Annotated in this window: 13 protein-coding genes; 7 read left to right on the forward strand and 6 right to left on the reverse strand. The window is 75.2% G+C overall.

Translation table 11 applies throughout. The annotated features are described in order from the left end of the window. Positions 1–18 precede the first annotated feature (18 nt). From AB0H75_RS12800 to AB0H75_RS12820, 5 genes are read right to left on the reverse strand one after another with little or no spacing between them, the layout of a single operon-like run. Positions 19–1185, reverse strand: a complete 1167-nt coding sequence (locus tag AB0H75_RS12800; RefSeq protein WP_367795014.1) for a VWA domain-containing protein — start codon at positions 1183–1185, stop codon at positions 19–21. After that, positions 1182–3842 (reverse strand): DUF5682 family protein, encoded by a 2661-nt coding sequence (locus tag AB0H75_RS12805; protein WP_367795017.1) that lies wholly within the window; start codon positions 3840–3842, stop codon positions 1182–1184. The genes AB0H75_RS12800 and AB0H75_RS12805 overlap by 4 nt, the downstream gene beginning before the upstream one ends. Further along, positions 3839–4903, reverse strand: coding sequence for an AAA family ATPase (locus AB0H75_RS12810; protein ID WP_367795020.1), 1065 nt, complete (start codon positions 4901–4903; stop codon positions 3839–3841). Before AB0H75_RS12810 ends, AB0H75_RS12805 begins: the two co-directional genes overlap by 4 nt. Next, positions 4900–6291 (reverse strand): DUF5691 domain-containing protein, encoded by a 1392-nt coding sequence (locus AB0H75_RS12815; protein ID WP_367795023.1) that lies wholly within the window; start codon positions 6289–6291, stop codon positions 4900–4902. Before AB0H75_RS12815 ends, AB0H75_RS12810 begins: the two co-directional genes overlap by 4 nt. A gap of 34 nt (positions 6292–6325) precedes the next feature. Continuing rightward, positions 6326–7807 carry an SWIM zinc finger family protein gene (locus AB0H75_RS12820; protein ID WP_367795026.1) on the reverse strand — a complete coding sequence of 494 codons (1482 nt, stop codon included), beginning with the start codon at positions 7805–7807 and terminating at the stop codon, positions 6326–6328. 55 nt (positions 7808–7862) lie between these two features. On the opposite strand from AB0H75_RS12820, the gene AB0H75_RS12825 reads away from it, so the two are divergent. The 7 genes from AB0H75_RS12825 to AB0H75_RS12855 all read left to right on the forward strand — a co-directional run bounded on the left by AB0H75_RS12825 (position 7863) and on the right by AB0H75_RS12855 (position 13893). Then, positions 7863–8408 carry a cupin domain-containing protein gene (locus tag AB0H75_RS12825; protein ID WP_367795029.1) on the forward strand — a complete coding sequence of 182 codons (546 nt, stop codon included), beginning with the start codon at positions 7863–7865 and terminating at the stop codon, positions 8406–8408. A gap of 84 nt (positions 8409–8492) precedes the next feature. Continuing rightward, on the forward strand, positions 8493–8762 hold the full coding sequence (locus AB0H75_RS12830) for a DUF1876 domain-containing protein (protein ID WP_367795032.1): 270 nt from the start codon (positions 8493–8495) through the stop codon (positions 8760–8762). A 47-nt stretch (positions 8763–8809) separates the two neighbouring features. Continuing rightward, positions 8810–9268 carry a PadR family transcriptional regulator gene (locus tag AB0H75_RS12835; protein WP_367795035.1) on the forward strand — a complete coding sequence of 153 codons (459 nt, stop codon included), beginning with the start codon at positions 8810–8812 and terminating at the stop codon, positions 9266–9268. After that, positions 9265–10371 carry a hypothetical protein gene (locus AB0H75_RS12840; RefSeq protein ID WP_367795038.1) on the forward strand — a complete coding sequence of 369 codons (1107 nt, stop codon included), beginning with the start codon at positions 9265–9267 and terminating at the stop codon, positions 10369–10371. Before AB0H75_RS12835 ends, AB0H75_RS12840 begins: the two co-directional genes overlap by 4 nt. Positions 10372–10397: 26 nt before the next feature. Beyond that, entirely contained in the window at positions 10398–11396 is a 999-nt protein-coding gene (locus AB0H75_RS12845; RefSeq protein WP_367795041.1) for an aminoglycoside phosphotransferase family protein, read from the forward strand. 41 nt (positions 11397–11437) lie between these two features. Continuing rightward, on the forward strand, positions 11438–12307 hold the full coding sequence (locus tag AB0H75_RS12850) for a UTP--glucose-1-phosphate uridylyltransferase (protein WP_367795044.1): 870 nt from the start codon (positions 11438–11440) through the stop codon (positions 12305–12307). Positions 12308–12339: 32 nt separating this feature from the next. Further along, positions 12340–13893, forward strand: coding sequence for an aldehyde dehydrogenase family protein (locus AB0H75_RS12855; protein WP_367795048.1), 1554 nt, complete (start codon positions 12340–12342; stop codon positions 13891–13893). A gap of 47 nt (positions 13894–13940) precedes the next feature. Here the strand turns inward: AB0H75_RS12855 and glnII are convergent, their stop codons facing one another. Then, positions 13941–14960, reverse strand: a complete 1020-nt coding sequence (gene glnII / locus AB0H75_RS12860; RefSeq protein WP_367795051.1) for a glutamine synthetase — start codon at positions 14958–14960, stop codon at positions 13941–13943. Positions 14961–15004: the final 44 nt, after the last annotated feature.

Below are 15004 nucleotides of genomic sequence, written 5' to 3' on the forward strand. Positions count from 1 at the left end.
GCGGCCGGACGTGAGGGCTCAGGCGCCGAGGTGGCGCTCCGCCCACTGGCCGATGTCGCGCCGCTCGATCGCGGCGGCCATCAGGCCGGGGAAGGCGTCGGGGGTGCAGGCGAACGCCGGCACCCCCATGGCCGCCAGCGCCGCGGCGTTCTCGTGGTCGTAGAACGGCGCCCCCTCGTCCGACAGCGCCAGCAGCACGATCACCTGGACGCCGGCCTGCGTCATGGCCGCCACCCGGCGCAGCATCTCCTGCCGGACCCCGCCCTCGTACAGGTCGCTGATCAGGATGAAGATCGAGTCGGCCGGGCGGGAGATGAGGCCCTGGCAGTAGGCGATGGCCCGGTTGATGTCGGTGCCGCCGCCGAGCTGGGTGCCGAACAGCAGCTCCACCGGGTCGTGCAGCTGGTCCGTGAGGTCCACCACCGCCGTGTCGAACACCACGAGCGACGTCTTCAGCGACCTCATCGAGGCCAGCACCGCCCCGAACACGCTCGAATACACCACCGACGCCGCCATCGAGCCGCTCTGGTCGATGCACAGCACCACCTCGCGCTGCACCGCCCGCTGGCGGCGGGCGTACCCGACCAGCCGCGACGGGATCACCGTGTTCCGCTCCGGCAGGTAGTTCTTCAGGTTCGCCCGGATCGTGCGGTCCCAGTCGATGTCGGCCACCCGCTTGGGCCGGTGCGTCCTGGCCGAGCGGTCCAGCGCGCCCGTCACCGCCGCCCGCGTCTTCTGGGCCAGCCGGCGCTCCAGCTCCGCCACCACCGCGCGGACCACCGCCCGCGCCGACTCGCGGGCCTGGTCGGGCATCACCTTGTTGAGGGCGAGCAGGGTGCCGACCAGATGCACGTCCGGCTCCACGGCCTCCAGCATCTCGGGTTCGAGGAGGAGCCTGGTGAGATTGAGCCGCTCGATGGCGTCCCGCTGCATGACCTGGACGACCGTGGAGGGGAAGTACGTGCGGATGTCGCCCAGCCAGCGGGCCACGCGCGGCGCGGACGCGCCGAGCCCGCCCTCCCTGGCCTCGCCCGCCCCGCCGCCACCGCGGTCGTAGACGGCGGCCAGGGCCGCGTCCATCCGCGCGTCGGTGCCCTGAAGGCCGCACCCGGTGCCGTCGGCGTCCCCGCCCCCGAGCACCAGCCGCCACCGCCGCATCCGCTCGTCACCGCGCTCCTGACTCATCCCGACCCCTCCCCACCCAACATCCCCACCCCTTCCACACCAGGCCCTTCCACACCCGACGCTCCCGCGCCCGGCTCTCCCGTGCCTGGCCCTTCCGTACTCGGCCCTTCCACGCCCGGCTCTCCCGCGCCCGGCCCTCCTGCGCCCGGCCCTTCCCCACCCGACGCTCCCGTACCCGGCTCTCCGGTGCTCTGGCCGGTTCTTCCGATGATCGACAGGACCGTGGCGACGGCTGCGGCGGCGCGGCGGTCGTCCAGGTCGCCGCTTGCGCCCTCGCCCTCGTCCCGGGCCCGGTCGTGGCCGGACGAGCGCAGGCGCTCGCCGATCGAACGGCGCTCCGGGGCGGCGAACCCGCCGAACGTGCGGCGCAGCAACGGCAGCACGTCCGTGAACTGCTCGCCCGACAGCCCCGTGAGCCAGCCGTCCACCAGGGCGAGCAGCCGCGGATCGTGCACCAGCAGCAGCCCGCCGCCCGCCAGGAACCCCTCCACCCAGGACGCCGCCCGCGCCGGCGCCTGCCCGCGGGACATGGCACGCGACATGCGATCGCCGGCGTCGTCGAGCCCGCCGGAGTCGAGCAGGATCCTGGTCAGCCGGCCCTCGATGAGCCCGTGCAGGTCCTGCCGATCGCTGAGGCCGCGCAGGGTGGCCAGCCACCGCTCGCGCTGGGCCGTGCCCTCGGCCGTCTCGGCGAGCAGGGCGACGGCCGCGTGCACGGCGTCCACGTGCTTGAGCAGGTCGGCCGCCGCGCCGTCGTCGAGGCCCGTCACCGCCACCGGCAGCCCGACCCGGATCCGGTCCAGCATCGAGCGGACGATCACCGCCAGCCCCTCGGCCGACGTGCCGCGCACGTCGCCGTACCGGTGGGCGCGGACCATCGCGGGCAGCGCCGCCATGAGGTGCGTGACGTCGGTGTCCAGCGCCGCCCTGGCCGACAGCGCCGCCAGCACGGCGGGCAACGCCTGCGGCAGGTCGGCCAGCAGACATTGCTCCACCAGCGCCGTCAACTCCGCCAACGCCACCCCCTCCCCCCCACCACCGGCCCCACCGCCGGCCAGGTGGGTGGACGGCGGATGACCGGCCGGCGGATGGCCGGTCGGGGGGCTTGTCGTGGCCAGGTCCACGGCTCGCCGGGTGGCCGCGGCGGCCACCGTCGTGCCGAGGGCGGCGTGCTCGATGAGCGCGAGATCGTGCTCCGGGCGCCACTGCAGCGTCCACGTCTCCCGGAAGGTGCCCTTGCCGCGCGCCTGCCCCGGCGTGCCCCAGCCCACCTCCAGCAGCCGCAGCCGGTGGAGGAGATGGCTGCGCTCCAGGTCGAGCGGCTTGCGCAGGTCGAGGTCGATCTCGCGGTCGAGCGCCTCGGGCCGGAGCCGCAGCCGCCGCTGCTGCTCGCGCAGGTCGCGCTGGAGCGGCACCATCGGGGTGCCGTCGGTGACGCGGCCGAGCCGGTCGCCGACGACCATCCGCCGCTGGATCAGCTCCACCGCCAGGTCGTCGCCCTCGCACAGGACGGCCCTGGCCGCCTCGGTGACCTCGCCCAGCCCCGCCAGGGGGCGCCCGCGCAGGGCGGCGAGGCTGCCGGCCAGGCGTACGGACTCGATGACGTGCGCCGACGACACCGGCAGCCCCTCCTCGCGCAGCACCCCCGCCGCCTCGGCCAGCCACCGCTCCACGGGACGGTCGGGCGCGGTGAACAGGTGGTGGTACCAGCCCGGCGAGGTGATGCCCGCGCCGTAGCCGCTCCAGGAGGCCAGCCGCCCGTACGTCCACGGCACCCAGGTCAGCTCCGCCTTCACCCTCGGCAGGCCGCGCAGCAGCGCGTTGTCGGCCCCGGCGGACGGCAGGGGGCCGGCGAGGGCGGGCACGTGCCAGGCGCCGCAGACGACCGCGATCCGGGTGTGACCCTGCTTGAGCGCGGCGCGGATGGTCTTGCGCATGTGGGCCTCGCGCCTGGCCTCCCGCTCGTCGGGCACGTGCCCCTCGCGTACGGCGGTCATGGCCTCGGCGATCACCTCGAACCAGGGCACCTGGGCGTCGTGGTGCCCGGCCCCGTGGTGCTCGACGACGTCCTCCCACCAGCGCTCGGGGTCGTCATAGCCGGCCGCCGCCGCCAGCGAGCCGATGGGATCGACGCGCCGCAGGTCGGAAACGCCGCCCTCGGAGCCCTCGCCCTCGCGGCCCTCACCGTCGCGATCCGCGCCCTCGGGGTCCGCGCCCTCGGGATCCGCGCCCTCGGGATCCGCGCCCTCGGGATCCGCGCCCTCGCGGCCCTCGCTCCCGGGGTCGGCGGCCAGGGTGTGCGCGGCCGGCAGGTCGCAGAAGCGCACCGGTATCCCCGCCGACACCCCGTACAGGATCGCCTGCCACTCCGGCGAGAACCCGGCGAACGGCCAGAACGCGGCCCGGGCCGGCGCGCCGGGCACGTGCGCCAGCAGCGCCACGGGTGGTTCGAGGTCGGGGGCGAGGTGGACCAGCGCGTCGGCCTCGGGCGGCCCCTCGATGAGGATGGTGTCGGGACGCAGGCGTTCGAGCTCGGCCCGCACCGCCCGCGCCGAGCCCGGCCCGTGATGCCGCACCCCGAGCACGGTGACGCCGGCGTCGCCGACGACGAGCACCCCGGCCCGCGACCCCGACTTCTCGCGCGTGCCGGCGGTCATGTGGCCTCGCGGCAGGCTCGGTAGAAGTCGCGCCAGTCCGAGCGCTCCCGGACCACCGTCTCGAGGTATTCGCGCCACACCACCTGGTCGGAGATCGGCTCCTGCACCACGGCCCCCACGATGCCGGCGGCCACGTCGGCCGGGCGCAGCACGCCGTCGCCGAAGTGGGCGGCCAGCGCGATGCCGTTGGTCAGCACGGAGATGGCCTCGGCGGTGGACAGGGTGCCGCTGGGCGACTTGAGCTTGGTACGCCCGTCCTCGGTGACGCCCGCGCGCAGCTCGCGGAAGACCGTCACCACCCGCCGGATCTCGGCCGGCCCCGTGGTCGTCTCCGGGAGCTGTAGCGCCCGCCCGAGCTGGGTGACGCGGCGGGCGACGATGTCGACCTCCTCCTCGGCGGTGGCCGGCACCGGCAGCACGACGGTGTTGAAGCGGCGGCGCAGGGCGCTGGACAGCTCGTTGACGCCGCGGTCGCGGTCGTTGGCCGTCGCGATGACGTTGAAGCCGCGCTCGGCCTGCACCTCGCGGTTGAGCTCGGGGATCGGCAGCGTCTTCTCCGACAGGACGGTGATCAGGGCGTCCTGGACGTCGGACGGCATGCGGGTCAGCTCCTCGACCCGGGCGATGCGGCCCTCCGCCATGGCCCGCATGACGGGCGACGGGGTGAGCGCGTCGATCGAGGGGCCCTCGGCCAGCAGGCGGGCGTAGTTCCAGCCGTAGCGGACGGCCTCCTCAGCGGTGCCGGCGGTGCCCTGCACGAGCAGCGTGGAGTCGCCGCTGACGGCGGCGGCGAGGTGCTCCGACAGCCAGGTCTTGGCGGTGCCGGGGACGCCGAGCAGCAGCAGCGCGCGGTCGGTCGCGAGCGTGGCGACGGCGACCTCGACGATGCGGCGGGGGCCGATGTACTTGGGGGTGATGCGGTCGCCGTCGCCCAGCACGTACGTGGTGACGGCCCACGGCGACAGCCGCCAGCCCGGCGGGCGGGGCCGGTCGTCGTCCTTGGCGAGGAGGGCCAGCTCCTCGGCGTACTGGTCTTCGGCGTGCGGGCGCAGAACGGTCATGGAAGCTCCTTCGCCGGTCGCACGACCGGGACGCTGGGTGTCATCTCGGGCAACAACTCCTTGTGCATGTCGGCGCGGAACCGCAGCAGGGCCGCGACCTGCTGGATCTGCTCGACCGGTGAATAGCTCTCGGCCAGCGGGAACAGGGCCGGGTCGATGTGCTCGCCGGCCAGCTTGACCAGCTCGCCGAGGTTCCACGGCTGCGTGGCGGCCACTTTGACGATCTTGTGCAGGACGGCCGTGGCCAGGCCCTCCTTCCACGGCGACGACACGCCGCCGAGAACCATGATGAGCTGGCTGTCGAGGTCGTGACCGCGGACGAAACGGGCCGCCAGCTCCTGCTGCTCCGCCGGCGGCAGCGACTCCAGCAGGTCGGCGATCGGGTCGTGGCCGAACATCGCCCGCGCCCATCCGGGGTCGCGTTGCAGCACCGCCGCGCGTACCCAGGCGGCCTTCACGTCGGCGTCCCAGTCGGGGATGCGCATGGCCAGCAGCCGCTCGGGCGGGTGGCCCCACACCGCGAGCGGAGCGCGGGCGATGAGCTGCTGGAGCCACCAGGCCCGCTCGCCGATGCCCCTGGGCGCCTTCGGGCGGACGCCGTCGCGCTCCATCGCCTTGTCGCACTCATGGGGCGCCTCGATGGTGATGACGTCACCGGCGACGGTGACGCACACGCGCACGCGATCGGCCATGCGCCGGGCCAGGCGGGAGCCGGGCAGGCGGGTGAGGAGGTTGGCGGCGGCCTGGCGCACCTCGCGGCGGCGGTCGTCGAGCGCCGCCTCCAGGAAGGGCTCGTCGTCCATGCTCAGCCCTTCGGCCAGCAGCTCGACGAACTCGGCCCGGTCGTCGGGCGTCTCCCGCTCCCACGTGCTCTCCAGCAGCGCCCTGGCCCGGCCGGGGTCGGCGGCCCGCAGGGCCCGTAGGTGGGCCCGCCGGTCGGCGGCGCCGCCCAGCTCCCACGTCTCGCCCGTGGGCTCCTCCAGCAGGTAGGACCACGCCGGGTTGTGCCCGGCCAGCCATCTGCCGCGCCGGCCGGCCAGCACGCCGAGGAAGCCCCGGATGGAGCGGTCACGCCGGCCGCGTTCGAGCAGGTCGGGCAGCACGTACGGGGGCACCCGGCAGCCGGTCGCCGCGGCGGCGGCCAGCCACTCGGGCAGCAGCCTCTCGTGCTCCCCGCTCATGATCCGCGCCAGCCGCCCGGCCGCCCGCCTGGAGACCGCCGGGCGCTCCTCCTCGGGGGCCGCCTCCTGCGGTGCCACCTCGCCCGGCCGCCGCCCGGCCCGCCGCCGCGCCACCTCGACGGCGGCGTCCTCCAGCAGCACGCCTGGATAGGGCCGCCGGTCGGTGCCCACGAGCGCCGCCGACGCCAGCTCCTCCCACACGCTCACCACTCCACCCCGCCCTCGTCACCGGTCGGTACGTTCACAGGATCACCGCCGCGCCCTCGTCGTCCCAGGTGGCCAGGGGCCGCACGCCATGCGGGGTCCACTCGACCGCCACCGTGCGCGGACGCCCGCCCGCGACCGCGATCAGCCGCCAGGGATCGCGGGCCCGGGGGTGCAGCGGCAGCCCGCCGATCGAGGCCCGCTCGGGGACGACGCCGGCCAGCACGACCGGCCACGACTCCACCCACGGATCCCCCCCGAGGGCCCGCGCCACCTCCTCCAGCGCCTCCTCCGGCGACCTACCAGGCGGCGGCCCGTCGGACGGGACGGCGCCGTGGCGGGCGGCGACCAGGGCCCGCAAGGGGGCGGCGCCGGGGTAGAAGGTCACGTCGGCGTCGATGACCGTGCCCGTGACCAGCGACGCGTCCAGCGGCTGCCCCTGCGGCGCGAAGGACAGGACCAGCGCCGCCCGGCCGCTGCGCCGCCCGCGCAGCCACACCCGCCGCGCCGTCAGGCGGTCCTGCACCTCGTCGCGCCGGCCCAGGACGTCCCAGTGGTCGCGGACGGGGAGCCCGGCCAGCACCTCCTCGCGCGTCACGGGGAACCCGGCGCGGACGAGGACCGTACGGGCCAGCGGCGCGGGCAGCTCGGCCCGGCGGCGGTAGGCGACGGCGAGCAGGTTGAGCAGCGCGTACTCCTCCAGCAGCCGCCCCGGCCAGTCGTCGCTCGCGCGCACCTGCGCCAGCCGCGACACCATGCCGGCGACGCCCGGAGCCTGCGCGTCGACGAGCCGCTTGGCCAGCCCGTCCCACTCGTGCCCTGCGGCCCCCGCCAGGCCCTGTCGCACCTGGTCGGCGAGCCAGCGCTCCAGCTCGGCCAGCCCGGCGGCCACCCGCGCGTGCCGCACCGACTCCGCCCCGGCGGCACCGGCAGCCCCCGCAGCACCGGTACTACCGCTTGTCCCGGCCGCCCCGGAAGGACTGGAAGGCCCGAAAGTCTCAGCCGCCTCGCCTGTCTCCCCCGCCTGCCCAGGGGCCCGGCCGGCCCGAGCGGAGCCGCCGGGGCCGGGCTTCCCGGCGTTCTCCGGGCCCGCGCCCGCCTCCCCGTCGGCGGCGGGCTCCTCCGCCGTGGCGGCCTCCGCGGCGGCGGCGCGGGCGGCCTCCAGGCGGGCCGCCGCCTTGGCCGCCCGCTCGGCCCGCGCCTCCTGCCACTCCGCGGCCCACGCCGGGACCACCTCCCCCTCCGGCACCCCGTCGTCCGCCCACAGCAGCAGCAGCCCGAGCGCGTGCTTGCAGGGGAACTTCCTGCTCGGGCAGCTGCAGCGGTAAGCGGGCTCGCTCACGTCGACGCACGCCAGGTAGGGCTTGGCCCCGCTGCCCTTGCACTCGCCGTACAAGAGCATGCCCGTCGTGCCGCGCACCGGCCATTTCGCGGGTGTCGCCACGCCCCGGGCGGCCTTCTGCGAGGACGCGTCGGGGGCGAGGGCGAGCACCTGATCACGGCTCCACCGTTCGATCACCTGCCGCAGACTAGCCACCCTCACCGACAATTCACCGCCCCCTAGACTCGGCGGGATGGAGCTCCGGATCTATCCCGACGGCCCGTCCGTCCACGTCGCCGACGAGGCCGCCGCCCTCGCCACCGACCTGCGGGGACAGCTCGTCCTCGACGGCACCCGCTTCCTGCGCAGGGACGTCACCGGCGCGCCCGTCGCCTTCGTCGAACGCCCGCCCGTCGCCGCCGCCCTGGACCTCCTCCCTCATCCGGAGGGCGGCTGGTTCCGCGAGACCTGGCGCACCCCGCTGACCTTCGAGCCGCCCGGCTACTCCGGCCCCCGCGCCACCGCCACCGGCATCTACTTCCTCCTGGCCCCCGGCGAGGAGTCCGTCCCCCACGTGGTCAGGTCGGACGAGGTCTGGCTGTGGCACCGCGGCGGCCCCCTGGCCCTGACCGTGGGAGACACCACGCTCACCCTGGGCCCGCGGGTCGAGGACGGCCAGGTGCCGCAGGCCGTCGTCCCGGGCGGCACCTGGCAGTCCGCCCGCCCGGCCGGCACCGAGCCGGTCCTGGTGAGCTGCGTCGTCTCCCCCGGCTTCGACTTCGCCGACTTCACCGCCTGAACGTCCTCGTGAGTCCGTACGTCGCCGGCGCCGCGCCGCTGCTCAGCGGCGTTTCGCCGGGTCACCGGCGGGCAGCCGGGTGCCATGAAGGCGAAGGAATGGACCGTGCGCATCGAGCTGACCGAGGACGGCGACGACACCTCCGCGCGGGCGGCGCTGGTGACCGACGAGGGCGTCGAGGTGACGGGGCAGGGGCGGGCGCGGCGCAACCCGTCGGACCGGTCGGTGCCGGAGATCGGGGACGAGCTGGCGGCCTCGCGGGCCCTGGGTGACCTGGCCGGACGGCTGGCGCTGATCACGCGGCGGGACATCGCCGGCTCGGCGGACACCCCCGTCCCGAGCCGTTCCTGGTAGTCCTTCGGCAGCTCACCATATCTTGGCTCTCACGATATAGTGAGGGTGTGAACATCACCGAGCCCATGTTCCTGGCGCTGACCGCGCTGGTGGACGAGCCGCGCCACGGCTACGGCATCGTCCAGGAGGTGGACCGCCTGTCCGGCGGGCGGGTGCAGCTCAAGATCGGCACCTTGTACGGCGTGCTCGACCGGCTCTCCGAGCAGGGCCTGGTGGCGCTCGACCGCGAGGAGGTGCAGGCGGGCCGGCTGCGGCGCTACTACCGGCTGACCGACGAGGGGACGCGGGCGTTGCAGGAGGAGGCCGCCCGCCTGATGGCCAACGCCACCGCCGCCACCGCCCGCCTCAAGGCGAGAAGGGCCGCCGGCCCCCTCGGCGCCACGGCCGCACCCCTGACCACGGCCGCCGTGTCCCTCCGGACCGCTGTCACGCCCTTCCGGACCGCCGCCGCGTCCCTCCGGATCGTCGCCGTGGCCGCGGGGCTGCGGACGGAAGGTGTCCGATGACGGCCGGTTCCCTGCTCGAACGCCGCTACCGCGCCGTGCTCCGGCTCCTGCCCGCCTCCTACCGCGCCGAGCGCGAGGAGGAGATGGTGGCGGAGTTCATGGAGCTGTCCGGCGACGTCCCCGACGAGATCGGCCCGCGCCCGCCCTGGGGAGAGATCGCCAGCGTGCTGGCCCTGTCCCTGCGCGTACGGCTCGGCGGCAGCCGCACCCGCCCCCGCCCGTACGCCTGGGGCGAGACGGTCCGCCTGGTCGCCCTGCTCGGGCTGGCCCACCACGCCGCCTTCGCCCTCTTCGACCTGGCCGCCCTGGCGCTCGCGACCGGCGGGGGCGAGGCCGCGCCACCCGGCGCCCCGGGCTCGCCGGAGCGGCTGGCCGCCGTCGTCGGGACGGGCCTCGGCGCCCTCTGGCCGGTCGCCTTCGCCGCGGCCATGCTGGGCCGCGCCCGCCTGGCGAAGGCCGCCGCGCTGCTGGGCCTGGTGCCCCTGGCGGCGTACCTGGTCGCCGCGGCCGTGCCACCGCTCGCCGGCGACCTGGTGCCGCCGCTCGCCGGTGACCTGGTGGCGCCGGCGAGCGGCGGCCTGGTGGCGCCGGCGCCGGGGCGGGTGCTGCTCGACCTGGTGCCGGTGCTGGCCCTGCTGCTCGGCCATCACCGCGACGTGACGCCGGCGCGCCGGCCGTGGTGGGCGGTCGCGCTGCCGGCGGTCGCCGCCGTGGCCCTGCACGCGGTGCTCGTCCCGGCCGCGCCGTGGCTGGGGCGGCTCGCCGGCGGGCACGAGTCCTGGCTCTACCCGTGGCTGGCCCCCGCAGGGCTCGCCGCCGTGGCGCTGGCCGCGGGCGCGGTGGCCTGCCTGGTACGCCGCCCGCCCGCGGCCTGGCCGCTCGCCCTGGCCGGCCTGGGTGCGGTGCTGGTCGCCGCCGTCCTGGCGGACGCACTCGCCCACGGCGGCCTCGCGGCGGCCGGGCCGGCCCTGCCGCTCCTCCCGCTGGTCCCCGCCCTGGCCGTCGCGGGCCGGCGCACCCTGCCCGCCGCCCCCCGGTACGATCTTCGGGAGCGCCGGATCCCGGGAAGCGGGCCTCCGGGGAGCGGGGTTCCGGAGAGCTGACGGGCGGAGGGCCGGCGGTGGCGAGGATGCACGACGACGAGGTCGGCACGGACGCGGAGCTGGTGCGGCGGCTGGTGGCCGCGCAGTTCCCGCAGTGGGCGGACCTTCCGGTCGAGCGTTTCCCCTCGCCGGGCACGGTCAACGCGGTCTACCGGCTCGGCGACGAGCTGTCGGTCCGCCTGCCGCTCGTCGAGCGGAGCGTCGGCGACGTGCGGAAGGAGCAGGAGTGGCTGCCCCGGCTGGCGCCGCTGCTGCCCGTTCCGATCCCGGTCGTGGTGGGCGCGGGCGTCCCCGGCGAGGGTTTCCCCTTCCCGTGGTCGGTGTGCCGGTGGCTGCCGGGCGACAACCCTGAGGCCGGGCGGGGCGCCGCGCCGCTGGTCGCCGGCCTGGCGGCGTTCGTGACGGCGATGCGCCGCGCCGGCCTGCCCGGCGGGCCCCGCGCGTACCGGGGCGTCCCGCTGAGCGAGAAGGACGCGGCCGCCCGCCGCGCCATCGCCGACCTGGAGGCCCTGAACGCCGAGCCCGGCCCCGTCGACCCCGCCGCCGCCCACGGCGGCCCCGCCGCCGATCACGGCGATCCCAGCGACCCCGCCGCCGCCCACGGCGGCCCCGTCGACACCATCGACACCGCCGCCCTGACCGCCGCCTGGGACCTCTCCGTGAAGACCCCCGCCTGGGCGGGCCCGCCCGTGTGGGTGCACTCCGACCTCATGCCCGGCAACCTCCTGGTCTCCGGCGACGGCCGCCTCACCGGCGTGATCGACTTCGCCACGGCCGGGGTGGGCGACCCGGCCTGCGACCTGATGCCCGCCTGGAACCTGCTGCCCGCCTCGGCCAGGCCGGCCTTCCGCGAGGCGCTGGGCACCGACGACGACACCTGGGCGAGGGGCCGCGGCTGGGCCCTGGTCCAGGCGCTGGTGGCGCTCCCCTACTACCTGCACACCAACCCGGCGATGGCCGCCAACGCCCGTTACGTGCTCCGCGAGGTGCTGGCCGACATGATCGCGGACGGGTCCCTCGGGTAACGTCGGCACTCTCCCCACCTGCTGCTGCGAAGGAGAGACCCGTGGTGCACAAAGCCGTGATCCCGGTGGCCGGCCTGGGCACGAGGTTGCTGCCCCTGACCAGGGCGCTGCCGAAGGAGATGTTGCCGATCGGCGACAAGCCGGTCATCGAGCACACCATCCGCGAGCTGGTCGAGTCGGGCATCGACGAGATCACCATCGTCACCTCGTCCCGCAAGGAGCTGGTGCAGCGGCACTTCGCCCCCGACTCCGACCTGGAGCAGCAGCTCCGCGAGGCGGGCAAGGACGAGCTGGCCGCGTCGGTGGCCGAGCTGTCGTCGCTGGCCCACATCACCTACCTGTACCAGAACGGCCCCTACGGCAACGGCACGCCGGTGCTCAACGCCGCCCGCGTCATCGGCGACGAGCCGTTCATGGTGCTGTGGGCCGACGACGTGTTCGTGGCCGAGGTGCCGCGCGCCCGGCAGCTCAAGGCGGCCTACGAGGAGGCGCGGGCCCCGGTGCTGGCGCTGATGCCGATGGCGGTCGAGGACGCCTCCCGCTACGGCGTGCCGGTGGTCGAGGAGGATCTCGGCGGCGGCCGGCTGCGCATCTCGGGGCTGGTGGAGAAGCCGCGCCCGGAGGAGGCCCCGTCCCGCTACGCCGCCATCGGCGGCTACGTCGTCACCCCCGGCGTGGTGGCGGAGCTGGAGGCCGCCACGCGCCGCTGGCACGAGCGTCCCGAGGGCGAGATCTACCTCACCGACGCCCTGCACCGGCACGCCGCCGGCAACCCGGTGTACGGGCAGGTCATCGACGGCACCTGGTGGGACACCGGCTCCCCGCTCAACTACCTGCGGGCGCAGTTCGCGGCCGCGCTCGCGCATCCGGCCTACGGGCCGGAACTGCGTAAATTGGCCCTGGAGAGCTAGCGTCTACCGCAGAACCTTCACGAGGAGGCAGGGTGAGCCGACAGATCATGTCCGTCGTGGGCGGCAAGGAGGCCGCGGCCACGGCCACGTACGACTCGATCAACCCCGCGCGGCCGGCCGAGGTCGTGGCCCGGGTGGGGCTGGCCGACGCGGCGACGTTCGCCGCCGCCTGCCGCACCGCCAGGGAGGCGCAGCGCGAGTGGGCCAGGGTGCCGGCCCCGGTGCGCGGCCGGGTGATCGCCTCCATCGGGCGACTGGTGGAGGCCAACGCCGAGGCGCTGGCCCGGCTGGTGACCGAGGAGATCGGCAAGCCGTACGCCGAGGCGCTGGGCGAGGTGCGGGAGATCGTCGACACCTGCGACTTCTTCCTGGGCGAGGGCCGCCGGCTGTACGGCCAGACGGTGCCGTCGGAGATGCCGGACAAGAACCTGTTCACCTTCCGCAACCCGGTCGGCGTGGCGGCCGTGATCACGGCGGGCAACTTCCCGGTGGCCGTCCCGTCGTGGTATCTCGTGCCGGCCCTGTTGTGCGGCAACGCGGTGGTGTGGAAGCCCGCCGAGTACGCCGCCGCCTCCGCGCACGCCCTGTTCAGCCTCTTCGCCGCGGCGGGCCTGCCGGACGGCGTGCTCAACGTGCTGTTCGCCGACGGCGCGCAGACCTTCGCCGGCCTGGAGCGGGCGTTGGAGGAGGGCGGCGTCCACAAGATCGGCTTCACCGGCTCCAGCGAGGTCGGCCGGCGGATCGGCGAGCTGGCCGGGCGGCACCTGCAGTCGGCCTGCCTGGAGCTGGGCGGCAAGAACCCGATGGTGATCATGCCGGACGCCGACCTCGACCTGGCGGCCGAGGGCGCGCTGTTCTCCGGCTTCGGCACGGCGGGCCAGCGCTGCACCAGCCTGGGCACGGCCATCGTGCACGAGAGCGTCCACGACGCCTTCGTCGAGCGCCTGACCGCGGCGCTGGCCGCCGCCCGCGTCGGCGACCCCACGCAGGACGTGCTGGCCGGGCCGCTGCTCGACCGGAAGTTCGCCGAGCGCTACGAGGAGTACCTGACCTGGGTCCAGCCCCACCACACGGTGGTGTCGGGGCCGGTGGGGCGGATCACGAAGGACAACCCGCGCGGCGGCTTCGACGGCGGCGAGGGCCTCTACTACCACCCGGTCGTGGTGGACGGGGTGCGGCCGGGCGACCGGCTGTTCATGGAGGAGACGTTCGGCCCGATCGTGGGCGTGACCACGTTCGGCACCCTGGACGAGGCGATCGAGCTGGCCAACCTGCCCGGCTACGGCCTGTCGGCCTCGATCTACACCGGCGACGCGCGCAGCGCCTTCCGCTTCCGCGAGGGCGTCTCGGCGGGCATGGTCAGCGTCAACAACTCCACCTCCGGGGCGGAGGCGCACCTGCCGTTCGGCGGCAACGGCAAGTCGGGCAACGGCAGCCGCCAGTCCGGCGTGTGGGTGCTCGATCAGTTCACCCGCTGGCAGGCGATGAACTGGGACCACTCGGGCCGGTTGCAGAAGGCGCAGATGGACGTCGCGGAGATCGTTCCCGACCTGGGCTTCCGCCTCGCCGAGACCCGGCTGCCGTGAAAGCGGAAGCCCCCGCCGGGGCGGGGGCTTCCGTCGTCACGCGGTGATCAGACCTGGCCGGCCTTCTCCAGCGCCGAGCAGCAGGTGTCGACCAGCAGGCGGGTGACCACGTACGGGTCGACGTTGGCGTTGGGGCGGCGGTCCTCGATGTAGCCCTTCCGGTCCACCTCGACCTGCCACGGGATGCGCACGGAGGCGCCGCGGTTGGACACGCCGTAGGAGTACTTGTTCCACGGGGCGGTCTCGTGGTGGCCGGTGAGGCGCAGCTCGATGTCGGCGCCGTACTGGGAGACGTGCTCCATCGGCTTGTCGCCCTCGCCGAGCGCCTCGCAGGCGGTGATGATGGCCTCGTAGCCCTCGCGCATGGCCTTGGTGGAGAAGTTGGTGTGCGCGCCGGCGCCGTTCCAGTCGCCGCGGGCGGGCTTGGCGTCGAGGGTGGCCTCGACGCCGAACTCCTCGGCGGTCCGGTAGAGCAGGTAGCGGGCGACCCACAGGTGGTCGGCGACCTCCAGCGGGCTCGCCGGGCCGACCTGGAACTCCCACTGGCCGGGCATGACCTCGGCGTTGATGCCGGAGATCTTCAGGCCGGCGGCCAGGCAGCGGTCGAGGTGCAGCTCGACGATGTCGCGGCCGAAGACGGCCTCGGCGCCCACGCCGCAGTAGTAGTGGCCCTGCGGGGCGGGGAAGCCGCCCTCGGGGAAGCCGAGCGGGCGGCTGCCCTTGAAGAAGGTGTACTCCTGCTCGATGCCGAACCAGGGCTCCTGAGCGGCGAACTGCTCGGCGACCGGGCGAAGCAGGGCGCGGGTGTTGCTGGCGTGCGGCTCGCCGTCGATCTCCTCGACCTCGCACAGCACGAGCACGCTGTCGCCGCCGCGGATCGGGTCGGGGCAGGTGAAGACCGGGCGGAGCACGCGGTCCGACGAGTGCCCCACGGCCTGGTTGGTGCTGGAGCCGTCGAAGCCCCAGACCGGCGGCTCGGCCCCGTCGGCGAGGATCTTGGTCTTCGAGCGCAGCAGAGCGGTCGGCTCGGTGCCGTCGATCCAGATGTACTCAGCCTTGTAGCTCACAGCGGTCCTTTCGCGGTCTCTCTCAGCCACGCCGAGTCTTCCGG

The sequence above is a fragment of the Nonomuraea sp. NPDC050783 genome (genome assembly GCF_040802095.1).
Classification (GTDB): Bacteria; Actinomycetota; Actinomycetes; order Streptosporangiales; family Streptosporangiaceae; genus Nonomuraea.

What these genes read in the sequence shown, in the direction of transcription:
- AB0H75_RS12810 (WP_367795020.1), bottom strand. Translation starts at nt 4,903, where the DNA reads ATGACCGTTCTGCGCCCGCACGCCGAAGACCAGTACGCCGAGGAGCTG.
- AB0H75_RS12830 (WP_367795032.1), top strand. Translation starts at nt 8,493, where the DNA reads ATGAAGGCGAAGGAATGGACCGTGCGCATCGAGCTGACCGAGGACGGC.
- AB0H75_RS12840 (WP_367795038.1), top strand. Translation starts at nt 9,265, where the DNA reads ATGACGGCCGGTTCCCTGCTCGAACGCCGCTACCGCGCCGTGCTCCGG.
- AB0H75_RS12825 (WP_367795029.1), top strand. Translation starts at nt 7,863, where the DNA reads ATGGAGCTCCGGATCTATCCCGACGGCCCGTCCGTCCACGTCGCCGAC.
- AB0H75_RS12805 (WP_367795017.1), bottom strand. Translation starts at nt 3,842, where the DNA reads ATGACCGCCGGCACGCGCGAGAAGTCGGGGTCGCGGGCCGGGGTGCTC.
- AB0H75_RS12800 (WP_367795014.1), bottom strand. Translation starts at nt 1,185, where the DNA reads ATGAGTCAGGAGCGCGGTGACGAGCGGATGCGGCGGTGGCGGCTGGTG.
- AB0H75_RS12845 (WP_367795041.1), top strand. Translation starts at nt 10,398, where the DNA reads ATGCACGACGACGAGGTCGGCACGGACGCGGAGCTGGTGCGGCGGCTG.